The organism is Halomonas sp. AOP25-F1-15, assembly GCF_052378675.1.
In the GTDB taxonomy this organism is placed as follows: domain Bacteria; phylum Pseudomonadota; class Gammaproteobacteria; order Pseudomonadales; family Halomonadaceae; genus Vreelandella; species Vreelandella casei.
Map to the genome: position 1 here is coordinate 270,993 of NZ_JBQSXV010000004.1, position 12,498 is coordinate 283,490.

The following is a 12,498-nucleotide window of genomic DNA, read 5'->3' on the forward strand; positions in this document are numbered from 1 at the left end:
CGTCAAGCGGGCGTTTTGCCTTACTAGCCTTACGAGGAATGTTATGTTCAATGCTGCTCTGCGCTGTCGCTGGCTAATCTTGTTGGGCCTTGCCAGCCTGCTGGCCGGCTGTCTTGCCCTACCCCAAACAGGGCTATTTGCGTTTCGTTTGGCGATAAATTCGCTGGGCATTGAAGATGTGCGCATTGGCCCTTACAACATCAAAGCAGGGCTAGATACCAGTGACCTAACCAGCCTGATCGCCTCTAGTCTTGGTGCGGGAAGCCTACCCATACAAGCCACCGTTGCAATGGGCCTGGGTTTGCCCGCGGGCATGCCACCGGTCGAGATGTCAGGCTTTCGCTGGACGCTGGATATGCCCGGCGTTGACCCTGTTCAGGGCCAATATAAGCAAGACGTTACGCTGACTTCCGGCGACGATGCTAACTTACGCCTCCCGGTTGCCTTTGACGTGCTGGCCACCGACACTCAGCGCATGGCCCCCATGCTTGAGCTTGCCAGCCAATTAGCCACTCAAGGCGAGCTGCCACCCGGCAGCCAGCTGGCGATTACGCCAGGGGATCTACGCGGGCTAGGTATGCGGCTTCCCGCAGGGTTATTGACTCCGACCATTCGTCTGAACGTGGGCGCTGATGGTCAGCTAATACCGCAAGGATAAGCTATTTCAGTCAAGCGCCTTAAACGGCGCTGCCGTTCAGCGTCAATACTTACCCTTTAGGTAGGTTATGATAGTAAGGATTGATTGACTGCTTTCAGCGGCTATCTTATGAACAAAAAACTCATTCGTCTAAAAGGAAAACGTCTTATGCGCTGGCTTCGCCCTTTTACTATGACCGCTTTATGTGTGTCTATCGCTGCTTGTACCACCTCGCCGACAGGACGTTCGCAGCTGCTATTGATGTCTGACAGCGAACTTAATGAAATGGGCAGTCAGGCGTTTGCTCAGTACCAGCAAGAGCTTCCCGCTGCCAACCAAACTAGCCAACGCTATGTGCAGTGTATTGCCGATGCTGTTATCGCCGCACTGCCCGCCGAGCAGCAGCAGTTAGACTGGCAAACCCGCGTATTTAAATCCGAACAGCCCAACGCCTTTGCATTGCCCGGCGGCTATATCGGCGTGAACACCGGCATGCTGGACGTTGCCACTAGCCAGGATCAGCTGGCATCGGTCATTGGGCATGAAGTCGGCCACGTGCTGGCAAGCCACGCTAATGAGCGCGCCTCCACTCAAAACGCCACATCGCTAGGCTTATCGGCTATTTCCAGTGCGTCAGGCATGCAGTCCGCCGGCGGCCAACAGCTGATGGGCGTGCTGGGCATGGGTGCCCAGTACGGTATCGTGCTGCCATTCTCTCGGGCGCATGAAAGTGAAGCCGACGTGATTGGCTTGGACCTGATGGCGCAAGCAGGCTTTGACCCACGCCAAAGCGTGACGCTATGGGAAAACATGCAGGCCGCCACCGGCGGCGGCGCGCCCCCTGAGTGGATGTCGACTCACCCCGGCCAAGGTAATCGGATTGAAGGCCTACAAGCCAATATGGATCAGGCTCTGGCTACCTATGAGCAAGCCCGCAGCAATGGCCGTAAGTCCAACTGCTCGCGCCCTTGATAGCTTGCGTTTAAAAAAAAGCGGGGCCGGATGATGAATCCGGCCCCGCTTTTTACTCAGAACTAAGCGATTGGCGCAGCATTTCACGCACGGATGTCGTATCAGGGCGCACGTTGCGCCACAGGAAAAATGACTCCGCGGCCTGCTCGACCAGCATGCCTAAGCCGTCTAGCAGTTTAGCGCCACGTGGCCCGGCCCATTGCAAAAATACCGTCGGTTCTGCTCCGTACATCATGTCGTAGGCCCAGGCATGGGTATTAAACAGTGCATCAGGTAGCGGCGGCAAGTCACCTGAAAGACTAGCGCTGGTGCCGTTAATCACCACATCAAACGTCCCGTTAACCGTGTCAAAACTACCGCCCGTGATAGATCCCAGATCAGCAAAATCGCGGGCCAACTGTTCGGCCTTGGCGGCGGTGCGGTTAACCACAACGACTCCACTGGGCTGTTCGGCAAGCAGTGGTTCCAGTATGCCGCGCACTGCTCCGCCGGCCCCCACGACCAAAATCCGCTTTCCGGCTAACGCCACCCGATGATAGGCCAGATCACGTACTAGCCCGATGCCATCGGTGGTGTCGCCGTAGGTGCGCCCATTGCCTCCCACCATTAGCGTATTCACCGCTCCGGCTCGGGCGGCTCGATGGCTCAGCGTATCGCATAATGCAAAAGCATCACCTTTGAATGGCACGGTGACGTTGGCACCGCGCCCTCCCGCCTCAATAAATGCTTGCCAGGCGCCCGCAAAGCCATCAATTGGCGCCTCTTGGGCAGTGTACTCAATCGTTTGCTGCGTTTGATGAGCAAACTCGGCGTGAATCAGTGGCGACCGGGAGTGTTTGACGGGATTTCCAAACACGCAGTAGTAATCGGTCATAAAGGCGCTTCAATAGAGTTTTGATGAGGCACGCCCTCGGCGACTTCGCTGAGCCAGTCCCGGGGGTGTAAGAAGTTTTGCAGATCAGCTTCAGCGCTGCCCGGCTCGGGCGTAAAGGCATACTCCCAGCGCGCGAGCGGCGGCAATGACATCAAAATAGATTCTGTACGCCCACCGCTTTGCAGGCCAAACAGCGTGCCGCGGTCCCACACTAAGTTAAATTCTACGTAGCGACCGCGCCGATAAAGCTGAAAATCACGCTCGCGCTCGCCCCAAGCATCCTGCTTACGACGCTCCACAATAGGCAAATAAGCGGCTAGGAAGCTGTCACCCACTGCTCGCTGAATAGCAAAGCATTCTGCAAAATCGCCTTCGTTTAGGTCGTCGAAAAACAGCCCGCCCACGCCGCGCGTTTCATCACGATGCTTCAAGTAGAAGTACTCATCGCACCATGCTTTGTAGCGCGGATAAACATCGTCTCCGAACGGCTCGCAGGCCGCTTTGGCGACGCGATGCCAATGCTGTACGTCTTCCACCACTGGGTAGAAGGGCGTCAGATCGAAGCCGCCGCCAAACCACCAGACCGGCGGCTCTCCGGCTTTCTCAGCGATAAAAAAGCGCACGTTGCCATGGCTAGTAGGCACATGTGGGTTTTCAGGGTGCAGCACCCAGGAAACGCCCAGCGCATGAAAGCTGCGCCCGGCAAGCTCAGGCCGCGCGGCGGTGGCCGACGGCGGAAGCTGGGCACCGTAAACATGCGAGAAATTGACGCCGCCCTTTTCAAACACGTCACCGTTCGTTAACACCCGGGAACGGCCACCGCCGCCCTCTTCACGATTCCAGCTATCTTCTTTGAACTGACCCTCGCCATCGGCTTGAGCTAACCCTGCGCAGAGCCGATCCTGCAAATCCAGAAGGTAGCGTTTAACGTCATCAAGATGCTCGTGGGCCACGGTAACTCCTGGGTAGTGAATGGTGATTGGAGAATAATAAGTAGTTGGAGAGCCGGTTAAGCACGCATGATTTTACCGGTGGCTAAGTCTCTAATGGTACTGGGCTTGGCATTGCCACCGAGAGTGCCTTCCACCACATAGGCGACCTCATCGCCGAAAATCGCCGTGATCTCGGCAGCGCTCATCGCAGGCGGCTCTCCCGAACGGTTGGCCGACGTTGACACCAGTGGACCACCAAAGGCTTCGCACAGTGCTTTCATCACCGGATGGTCGGTCACGCGGAGCGCTACACGCGCATGGGCGCCACGCACGAGCCCATGGCTACGACCGTTGTCAGGCACTAACCAAGTATTAGGACCAGGCCAGCTAGCGGCCAATGGCGCGTGCATGGTAAGCGGCAGCTGGCTTAACCAAGGTTGAAACTGTTGGATACTGGCGGCAACAAGGATGAGGCCTTTTGCAGGGTCGCGCTCTTTCATGCGCATAAGATGCGCCAAGGCTTCGTCATTTTCAGGGTCGCAGCTAAGCCCCCAGACCGATTCCGTGGGGCATGCAACCACACCCCCTGCACGCAGCGCGCTAATCGCAGGGGTTAGGTCGGTCGCCAGGCTCATGGTCTCTCCTCACCGTCAGAACTAACGTGTCTTTAATGGTTTTATCCTATCATGGGCGCGGCAGCCGCACCCAGCCTCCCGCTTGCTGGGCTACCCAGCCGTCTAGCTCCAGCATCAGCAACCTTTGCTGGCAGTCGCTGACCGTCACACCGGTTGCGTGCACCAGTAAATCAATAGGCGTTGGCGTAGCCGACAGCGCCTCTAGTAGCGTATCCGGTAGCGGCTCTGCGCTAGCCGGGTTACCTTCCAACGCCCCCAAGCTAGGCTGAATGGCATCGGTCTCGGGGATAAACGCCCCCGCCCAGTGGCCAAGATCAGCGATGATATCGTCAACGCTACAGGCCAACGAGGCACTTCCCTGACGCAATAGCGCCAGGCAACCACTTGCCTGCACGTTATGCAGTGAACCGGGTAGCACGAATAATTCACGATTCTGCTCTAACGTGAGCCGTGCACTGACCAGCGAGCCGCTTTTCTCGGTTGCCTCGACCACCAACGTGCCGAGGGCAAGGCCGGTGACGATTCTATTGCGGCGAGGAAAGAACGCAGGCCGCGCCATCGTGCCAGGCGGGTGTTCCGACAGCAGCAGCCCGCCAGGCACTTGGCTGAGCTGTTCGTGCAAATCACGATGTGAGGCAGGATAAATCACGTCAACGCCGCAGCCCAGTACGGCGATTGTGCTGCCACCCGCTTTCAGTGCCGCACGCTGAGCAACTGCGTCCACGCCGAGCGCCATACCGCTGACCACACACCAGCCACGACGCACTAAGTCACGGGCAAACGTTTGTGCATTGTGGCTGCCTTCGCCGGTCGGACGGCGGGTTCCCACGATGGCAAGCTTAGGCCCTTCCAGTGCGTCAAGATCGCCCTGGGCCCACAGCACCACCGGCGGATCGGCGACTTCATTCAACAGTGCCGGCCACGCGGGGTGGTCGCGGTGCAGCACATGCCGATTAGGGATGTTTTTCTGCCATGCCAGCGTGTCATCAACCACCTTTTGCAGCGGGCTACGAGCAGGATGCTCAAGCCACACACGCAGCTCTTTGGCTGCGCGGCTCGGCAGCGCTGCCAGCCAGCCTTCCGGCCACTGAGGCTGACGGGCAACCAACTGCGCAATCCGCAGTGCGCCCATACCAGGCAGCACATTGATAACCAGCCATTGCTGCGTGTTCATACCGCCTCCTTACTCACCAACGTTGATGCTTCCCGCTTAATTAACGAACCGATGAAGAGACGTGATCACCGACTTCCAGCACGCGCGATGCCTGCATCACCAGCCCATAGCTGACGTGATCAAAGGGCTTAAACACCATAACGCTGCCCGCCTCGGTACTGGGCAACTGAATCATCTCCTCGCTGCGCGGATCGCTAACCCGCTCACCCTGCTGCTCAATCTGCAGCACGTGGCCTGGCTGCAGCCCATCAAGGCGGCCCAGATCCAGCGTAACGATTTGCAGGTGCCCAATAAAGCGCACGCCATCAGGCACGGCAATGATGTGCCCTTCAACTGACGTTAACGGCGCGCGCGGGATCAGCTCAGCGCCCAGCGCAGGCTCTGGTAGCGGTAAAACAAGATCGTTAACCCGCACTTCCTGATGGGAGCTAAGCACTTCAAGCTGCACAATGTCGCCGTCATCGCTCACATGCCGAGCAGTGCCGACGTTAATAAGCTCGATGCCTAAGGGCGCGCCATCCAGCGTTTGATATGGCGCTGACTGGCGGTAAATTCCCACTTGAGCGTGGCGTGGGACGTCGCCTCTCACATAGAGCTTATCGCCCGCGCCACTCATCAAGCGGCGATCCTCACCGGCGACAACGTAGGCCAGCTCGTTGATATCTTCAGCGCTATTGACCACGCGATGCTGTCGTAAAAAGGCTTGCGCTACGTCTATCGAAACAGGCACCTGAGGTGAAAGCGTCACTACCCGCTGGCCGTTCTCAGCGGCACAAGCAACGCCTACTAGCAACGCGGCGCTCAACCACAGCGCGCAAAAAGCGCGACGAGAAAGGTGTTGTTTTATCGCCATCCTGCTCTCCCCGGTGCGATGATGATGTAGATGATGAAACGCTGTAAGCAGTGGGCGCGCATGCCCAGAAACGTTGACAGCATGGTATAGTGGCCCATCATAAAGTACTTAGGCTGGACGACGCTGCTCACAGCCTAGTTTGACTTAATTTAGACTCAGCATAACGGTGATTGTAACGCCATGGCCAAACTTCCTATTCTTGAATTCCCCGATGAGCGCCTGCGCACCAAGGCCGCTGAGGTGGAAACCGTCGACGATGAGGTACGTACGCTTGTCGACGATATGCTGGAGACCATGTATGACGCTCGTGGTATCGGTCTAGCCGCCACTCAGATCGATGTCCACCGCCGTGTCGTTGTCATGGATGTCAGCGACGATAACTCCCAGCCGCTGGTGCTCATCAACCCGCGCTACACCCCGATAGGCGACGTGAAAGAGCCGCTGTCGGAAGGCTGCCTGTCGATCCCGGAATATTACGCCGAAGTGCCGCGCTATCTTAAAGTGCAGCTCAACGCGCTGGATCGCAACGGCGATGCCTACGAGTTAGAGGCAGAAGGCCTGCTGGCACACTGCATTCAGCACGAGTATGACCATCTTGAAGGCGTGCTGTTTGTTGACTACCTGTCGCCACTTAAGCGTGATCGCATCCTCAAAAAAATGCAGAAACGCCATAAGCAAATGCAGGACGCCTAACGTTTTCTACTGATACTTTACATAAGCTAGGTAACCCCCTCTTTATGTCACGATTGCGCGTTGTTTTTGCCGGCACGCCTGAATTCGCCGCTTCAAGTCTTGCAACGCTGCTGGAAAGCCAGCATGACGTGGTGGCGGTTTATACGCAGCCCGACCGCCCTGCCGGGCGTGGTCGCAAACTCACGCCCAGCCCGGTGAAACAGCTGGCGTTGGAACACGACCTGCCGGTGTATCAGCCTCAGAGCCTAAAAGAGCCCGAGCCTCAAACCGAACTGGCCGCGCTTAATGCAGACATCATGGTGGTGGTCGCCTATGGGCTGCTGCTTCCTCAAGCGGTACTGGATATACCACGATTAGGCTGCATCAATGTGCACGCTTCGCTGCTCCCCCGTTGGCGCGGCGCAGCGCCCATTCAGCGGGCCATTGAAGCGGGTGATAGCGCCTCCGGCGTGACCATCATGCAGATGGATGCTGGCCTGGATACTGGCGCGATGTTGTCAGAAGTGCGCACGCCTATTACGTCGCACACCACGGGTGGTGATTTACACGACCGCCTCGCGACTCAAGGCGCGAACGCCCTGATTCACGTGCTGGACTCCCTGATCACCGATGGCATTCATGCCACGCCACAGCCTGCAGATGGCGTCACCTATGCCGCCAAACTGAGCAAGGCCGAAGCGGAGCTCGATTTTGCTCAGCCGGCTCAGTTCTTAGCCCGCAAAATCCGCGCGTTCAACCCCTGGCCAGTGGCCTGGTGCGCACTGGGAGATGAGCGCCTTCGGCTGCTGATGGCGAGCGTGGAAGAAGGCGATCACGCCGCCCGTGCCCCAGGCACCCTGCTAGACCACGGCGATGATCACCTGCGGATTGCCTGCGGTGTCGAAGGCCGCGAGGTGCTATGCGTGAGCAGCGCGCAGCTGCCCGGCGGTAAAGCCATGGCCGTACGCGACCTATTGAATGCGCGCCACGCGCGTCTTGCCACCGGCACTCGTTTTGGTAAACCAGCAGCACAGTCCAGCGAAGGAAACTCACGATGAACCAAAAGCGCTCCCCACAAAGCGGCGGTAGTGGCCAAGAAGTACGCGCCGCTGCAGCGCGCGCGCTGGCCCCGGTGCTCAGCGACCAAGGCTCACTGGCTGGCTTAGATGATCACAGCGTAGTGGCTCGCGATCGCGGGCTGCTAAAAGAACTTTGCTTTGGCACCTGCCGCCGCTTACCGCGTTTGGAAGCCTTAGCCAGCGTGCTGCTTAAGCAGCCGTTTAAGAAGCGCGACAGCGATGTTCAAGCGCTGCTACTGATCGGTATTTATCAACTGCTGTACATGCGCATCCCGGCCCATGCGGCCGTCGGTGAGACAGCGGGTGCTGCACGCCTACTCAACAAAGAGTGGGCCACCCGCGTTTTAAATGGCTGCTTACGCCGCCTGCAGCGCGAGTCCGAAGCGCTCCAGGCGCAGGTAGACCAGGATGAGAACGTCGCGCTAGAACATCCGCCTTGGCTGCTCAACGCGCTGCGTCAGGCATGGCCTGAGCAGTGGCGCGACATCATTGAGGCCAACAACCACGCAGGCCCGATGACATTAAGGGTGAATCAGCATCACAATGACCGTGAAGCCTATTTAGCCCTACTGACCGAACAAGGCCTGACTGGGCAGCTATGCCTGCATGCCCCCGATGCTATCACTCTGGAAACGCCCTGCGATGTCACGGTGCTGCCCGGTTTTGAGGACGGCCACGTTAGCGTTCAAGATGAAGCGGCCCAGCTGTCGGCGGCGTTACTGGGGCCCGCACTTGCGCCACGTCCCGGCGCTCGCGTGTTGGATGCTTGCTGTGCACCCGGCGGTAAAACAGCCCATTTGCTTGAGCAGTTTGATATTCAACTGACCGCCATTGATAGCGATAACCAGCGCCTAGCGCGCGTGGAAGATACGCTAAGCCGTTTAGGCGTTGAAGCCGTGCTGCAACATGCCGATGCCACCGAGGGCGAGTGGTGGAGCGGCACACCGTTTGATGCCATTTTGCTCGATGCACCTTGCTCGGGCACTGGCGTTATCCGACGCCATCCAGATATCAAAAAACTGCGCCGTAAGGACGATATCCGCCCGCTGGCCAAGCTTCAGCGTCAGCTGCTAGACAATCTTTGGCCCATGCTGCGCGAAGGCGGCACGCTGCTGTACGCCACCTGTTCTGTGCTGCCGGAAGAAAACGCTGAACAGATTGAGGCATTTCTTGCTCGCACCCCAGATGCCCACGTTACGACGCCTAACGACGTCGCCTGGGGCATTGTCAGCGGCGCAGGTCGTCAATTGTTTCCTGCCGTGAGCAGTCACGATGGCTTTTTTTATGCCAGACTAGAAAAGCGCACTGCCTAGCCGTGGCTACGTTGTTATCGCCCTAGCCTGGGCAGTGAATTTATGACAAGGAAGGAGATATCATGAGTCATCATACCTACAAGCATGTAGAGCTAACCGGGTCTTCCGAGAAAGGCATCGAGGAAGCAGTACAAAACGCTCTGGCCAAAGCATCGCAGACGATTGAACATATGCGCTGGTTAGAAGTGATTGATACCCGTGGCCACATTGAAGACGGCCAGGTAGCGCACTGGCAGGTCACGGTTAAGGTCGGCTTCACGCTAGAGTAATACTCACCTGCTTTTCAGCGGCGGCTAGTTTACACTGGCCGCCGTCTTTATTGCAGCGCATGATAGACGCCCTGGCCCAAAGCACTCGTTCATAAACGCCAGGGTTTTGAAGGAAGGAGTCAAAAGGCCGCCTCTCGGTCTTTCGACATCGCGCTGGTGCTTTTAACGGAACCGATGCTCAGCAATGAAAATCATCATTCTTGGCGCCGGCCAGGTCGGCGGCACCTTAGCAGAACACCTCGCTCGCGAAGAAAACGACATCACCGTCGTCGACACTGATGCCAAAAAACTGCGCGAGTTACATACCAAACTCGACATCCGCACCATCACGGGGCCGGGTTCTTATCCTATAGTGCTGCGCCAGGCGGGCTGTGAAGACGCCGATATGTTGATCGCCGTGACGAACAGCGACGAGATCAACATGATCGCTTGCCAGGTAGCGCACACGCTGTTTCGTACGCCCACCAAAATTGCCCGAGTGCGGGCCACAGCGTACTTAACCCGCAAAGGGCTTTTTGCCCACGAAGCCATTCCCATTGATGTACTGATCAGCCCAGAGCAAGTGGTCACCGACCACGTACGCCGTTTGATTGAGCATCCAGGGGCGCTGCAGGTACTGGAGTTTGCCGGTGGGTTGGTTCAGCTGGTGGCGGTTAAGGCCTTTTACGGCGGCCCGTTGGTGGGTCAGGATCTCGCCTTTCTGCGCCACCACATGCCCAATGTAGACACCCGCGTAGCCGCTATTTACCGACGTAACCGGCCGATCATTCCGCGCGGCGATACCGTGATTGAAGCCGACGACGAAGTGTTTTTCCTGGCCGCCCGTCGCGACATTCGTGCGGTAATGAGCGAGCTGCGCCGAGTCGAACGCGACTTTCGCCGCGTCGTCATCGCCGGTGGCGGTAATATCGGCGAGCGGCTGGCAGAGCACTTAGAGCACAGCCACCAGGTCAAGATTATCGAGCACAACCTGGAACGCTGCACCACGCTCTCGGAACGACTGGACCGTACCGTCGTACTGCATGGCAGCGCCACCAGCAAGAGACTGCTGGAAGAAGAGAACATTGAAGAGTGCGATATCTTCTGCGCGCTGACCAACGATGACGAGGTCAATATCATGTCATCGCTGCTCGCCAAGCGCCTAGGGGCGAAAAAAGTGCTCACGCTGATTAACAACGCGGCGTACGTGGATTTGGTCCAAGGCGGCGAAATCGATATTGCAATCTCCCCTCAGCAGGCCACCATCGGCAGCCTGCTCACCCACGTACGGCGCGGCGACATCGTTAACGTGCACTCGCTACGTCGCGGAGCGGCCGAGGCGATTGAAGCCATCGCCCATGGCGACAAGCAGTCTTCCAAAGTAGTCGGACGTGCCATTCGTGACATCGACCTACCCGACGGCACCACCATCGGCGCAATTGTACGTGGCAAAGAGGTCATTATTGCCCACGGCGATGTCATGGTAGAGAGCGGCGACCACGTGATTCTGTTCGTGATCGATAAACGGCGTATCCGCGATGTAGAGCGCCTGTTCCAAGTTGGTTTAACATTCTTTTGATACCCCCAGCATCACTGCCACCCAGAACGAATAACAGGAGCATGCGACAACCATGAGTCTGCGGGTTATTTTGCGCATTTTGGGGCTGCTGCTGATGCTCTTCAGCCTTACCATGCTGCCTCCCACGCTGATGTCACTGTGGTTTCGTGACGGCGTGTGGAGTGCCTTTATCATCGGCATTGCGATTTCAGTCGCAACCGGGCTATTGCTGTATTTACCCAACCGGCGCTCTCAAAAAGAGCTGCGGATCCGTGATGGTTTTATTATCGCCGTGATGTTTTGGACGGTGCTGGCGCTGTTTGGCTCGCTGCCACTGATGCTATTTGGAGAAGGCTCGTTAAGCATTACCGACGCGGTGTTTGAGTCGTTCTCCGGCTTAACCACCACCGGGGCAACGGTAATTACCGGCATCGACTTTTTCCCCGAATCGATTCTTTATTATCGTCAGCAGCTACAGTGGCTAGGCGGCATGGGGATTGTGGTATTGGCAGTGGCTATTTTGCCCACCCTTGGCATTGGCGGCATGGCGCTTTATCGTACCGAGATCCCGGGGCCGCTCAAAGACTCCAAGCTCACCCCCCGCATCACCGAAACGGCGAAAGCCCTGTGGTACATCTACGCCACGCTGACGATCGCCTGCATGATTGCGTATATGCTGGCGGGCATGAGCTGGTTTGATGCGTTGAGCCACAGCTTTTCCACCGTTGCCAACGGTGGTTTTTCAACTCATGACGCTAGTATCGGCTATTTTGATAGCGCAACGATTGAAATGATCTGTGTCGTCTTTATGCTGATTTCAGCCTTTAGCTTTAGCCTGCATTTTATCGCTTGGCGTGAAAAAAGCCTGCTGCACTACTTTCATGATCCGGAAGCACGCTTTTTAATGCTCTTCCTGCTCGCCCTGGCGGTGATCACGGTGCTGTCGCTCTGGCTGACCAATGCCTACGAAACGGAGCGCGGTTTACGGCACGGGATTTTCCAGGTGGTGTCTGTCGCCACGACCGCCGGTTATAGCGTCGCCGACTTCTCGATGTGGCCAGGCGCGCTGCCGTTTTTACTCTTTGTCGCAGCCTTTGTGGGCGGCTGTTCCGGCTCGACGGCGGGCGGCATGAAAGTCATTCGGATTATTTTGATCCTTAAGCAGGGCATGCGTGAAATCATGCGACTGATTCATCCCAACGCGGTGATTGCGGTGAAAGTCGGCAAAGTCAGCGTTCCCGACAGCATTGCCCAAGCCGTATGGGGCTTCTTTTCCGTATACGTCTTGCTGTTCTTTTTAATGCTGGTAGGAGTAATGGCGACCGGCGTAGATCAAGTGACGGCTTGGTCGACGGTTGGGTCAGCGCTCAACAATCTTGGCCCCGCACTGGGTGAAGCCAGCACTAACTATGGCGACTTGCCTAGCCTCGCGAAATGGATCTTGGTGATGGCCATGCTGCTAGGACGCCTGGAAATTTTTACGGTACTGGTGCTTTTTACTCCCGCCTTCTGGCGACGTTAAAGATCACACATCAGACCTACTTATTTGAT

The 12,498-nt window shown here is 57.3% G+C and carries 13 protein-coding genes; 8 read left to right on the top strand and 5 right to left on the bottom strand.

Annotated features, from left to right (window positions below):
* Positions 1-43: 43 nt before the first annotated feature.
* Positions 44-658, top strand: a complete 615-nt coding sequence (locus ACT3TF_RS09595; protein WP_441686792.1) for a hypothetical protein — start codon at positions 44-46, stop codon at positions 656-658.
* 147 nt (positions 659-805) lie between these two features.
* A complete protein-coding gene (locus ACT3TF_RS09600) occupies positions 806-1,609 on the top strand; it encodes a M48 family metallopeptidase (protein WP_444672117.1) in 804 nt (267 codons plus the stop codon).
* Between the two features lie 52 nt (positions 1,610-1,661).
* On the opposite strand, the gene aroE is transcribed toward ACT3TF_RS09600, so the two are convergent.
* From aroE to ACT3TF_RS09625, 5 genes are read right to left on the bottom strand one after another with little or no spacing between them, the layout of a single operon-like run.
* Complete coding sequence (gene aroE, locus ACT3TF_RS09605) at positions 1,662-2,483, bottom strand: shikimate dehydrogenase (RefSeq protein ID WP_444672118.1); 822 nt, start codon at positions 2,481-2,483, stop codon at positions 1,662-1,664.
* The gene (hemF, locus tag ACT3TF_RS09610) at positions 2,480-3,436 is read right to left on the bottom strand and encodes an oxygen-dependent coproporphyrinogen oxidase (protein WP_444672119.1); all 957 of its coding nucleotides are present in this window, start codon (positions 3,434-3,436) and stop codon (positions 2,480-2,482) included. The genes aroE and hemF overlap by 4 nt, the downstream gene beginning before the upstream one ends.
* 56 nt (positions 3,437-3,492) lie before the next feature.
* On the bottom strand, positions 3,493-4,050 hold the full coding sequence (locus ACT3TF_RS09615) for an L-threonylcarbamoyladenylate synthase (protein WP_441686682.1): 558 nt from the start codon (positions 4,048-4,050) through the stop codon (positions 3,493-3,495).
* A 49-nt stretch (positions 4,051-4,099) separates the two neighbouring features.
* Entirely contained in the window at positions 4,100-5,224 is a 1,125-nt protein-coding gene (gene dprA / locus ACT3TF_RS09620) for a DNA-processing protein DprA (protein ID WP_444672120.1), read from the bottom strand.
* A gap of 40 nt (positions 5,225-5,264) precedes the next feature.
* Positions 5,265-6,077: a peptidoglycan-binding protein gene (locus tag ACT3TF_RS09625; RefSeq protein WP_192535974.1), complete on the bottom strand. Its 813-nt coding sequence runs from the start codon at positions 6,075-6,077 to the stop codon at positions 5,265-5,267.
* Between the two features lie 180 nt (positions 6,078-6,257).
* Here ACT3TF_RS09625 and def point away from each other — a divergent pair, with 180 nt between their 5' ends.
* The 6 genes from def (at position 6,258) to ACT3TF_RS09655 (ending at position 12,469) form a co-directional block, all read left to right on the top strand.
* The gene (def, locus tag ACT3TF_RS09630; protein WP_096282078.1) at positions 6,258-6,770 is read left to right on the top strand and encodes a peptide deformylase; all 513 of its coding nucleotides are present in this window, start codon (positions 6,258-6,260) and stop codon (positions 6,768-6,770) included.
* Between the two features lie 44 nt (positions 6,771-6,814).
* Positions 6,815-7,807, top strand: a complete 993-nt coding sequence (fmt, locus tag ACT3TF_RS09635; RefSeq protein WP_441686680.1) for a methionyl-tRNA formyltransferase — start codon at positions 6,815-6,817, stop codon at positions 7,805-7,807.
* On the top strand, positions 7,804-9,141 hold the full coding sequence (rsmB, locus tag ACT3TF_RS09640; protein ID WP_441686679.1) for a 16S rRNA (cytosine(967)-C(5))-methyltransferase RsmB: 1,338 nt from the start codon (positions 7,804-7,806) through the stop codon (positions 9,139-9,141). The genes fmt and rsmB overlap by 4 nt, the downstream gene beginning before the upstream one ends.
* 62 nt (positions 9,142-9,203) lie before the next feature.
* Positions 9,204-9,410 carry a dodecin gene (locus ACT3TF_RS09645; RefSeq protein WP_096282081.1) on the top strand — a complete coding sequence of 69 codons (207 nt, stop codon included), beginning with the start codon at positions 9,204-9,206 and terminating at the stop codon, positions 9,408-9,410.
* Between the two features lie 184 nt (positions 9,411-9,594).
* Complete coding sequence (gene trkA / locus ACT3TF_RS09650) at positions 9,595-10,968, top strand: Trk system potassium transporter TrkA (RefSeq protein WP_096282082.1); 1,374 nt, start codon at positions 9,595-9,597, stop codon at positions 10,966-10,968.
* A gap of 52 nt (positions 10,969-11,020) precedes the next feature.
* On the top strand, positions 11,021-12,469 hold the full coding sequence (locus tag ACT3TF_RS09655) for a TrkH family potassium uptake protein (protein ID WP_444672121.1): 1,449 nt from the start codon (positions 11,021-11,023) through the stop codon (positions 12,467-12,469).
* Positions 12,470-12,498 lie beyond the last annotated feature (29 nt).

Coding starts and splice junctions, on each gene's coding strand:
- ACT3TF_RS09655 (WP_444672121.1), top strand. CDS start 11,021: ATGAGTCTGCGGGTTATTTTGCGCATTTTGGGGCTGCTGCTGATGCTC.
- dprA (WP_444672120.1), bottom strand. CDS start 5,224: ATGAACACGCAGCAATGGCTGGTTATCAATGTGCTGCCTGGTATGGGC.
- aroE (WP_444672118.1), bottom strand. CDS start 2,483: ATGACCGATTACTACTGCGTGTTTGGAAATCCCGTCAAACACTCCCGG.
- def (WP_096282078.1), top strand. CDS start 6,258: ATGGCCAAACTTCCTATTCTTGAATTCCCCGATGAGCGCCTGCGCACC.
- ACT3TF_RS09600 (WP_444672117.1), top strand. CDS start 806: ATGCGCTGGCTTCGCCCTTTTACTATGACCGCTTTATGTGTGTCTATC.
- ACT3TF_RS09615 (WP_441686682.1), bottom strand. CDS start 4,050: ATGAGCCTGGCGACCGACCTAACCCCTGCGATTAGCGCGCTGCGTGCA.
- fmt (WP_441686680.1), top strand. CDS start 6,815: ATGTCACGATTGCGCGTTGTTTTTGCCGGCACGCCTGAATTCGCCGCT.
- ACT3TF_RS09625 (WP_192535974.1), bottom strand. CDS start 6,077: ATGGCGATAAAACAACACCTTTCTCGTCGCGCTTTTTGCGCGCTGTGG.
- trkA (WP_096282082.1), top strand. CDS start 9,595: ATGAAAATCATCATTCTTGGCGCCGGCCAGGTCGGCGGCACCTTAGCA.
- ACT3TF_RS09645 (WP_096282081.1), top strand. CDS start 9,204: ATGAGTCATCATACCTACAAGCATGTAGAGCTAACCGGGTCTTCCGAG.
- rsmB (WP_441686679.1), top strand. CDS start 7,804: ATGAACCAAAAGCGCTCCCCACAAAGCGGCGGTAGTGGCCAAGAAGTA.
- ACT3TF_RS09595 (WP_441686792.1), top strand. CDS start 44: ATGTTCAATGCTGCTCTGCGCTGTCGCTGGCTAATCTTGTTGGGCCTT.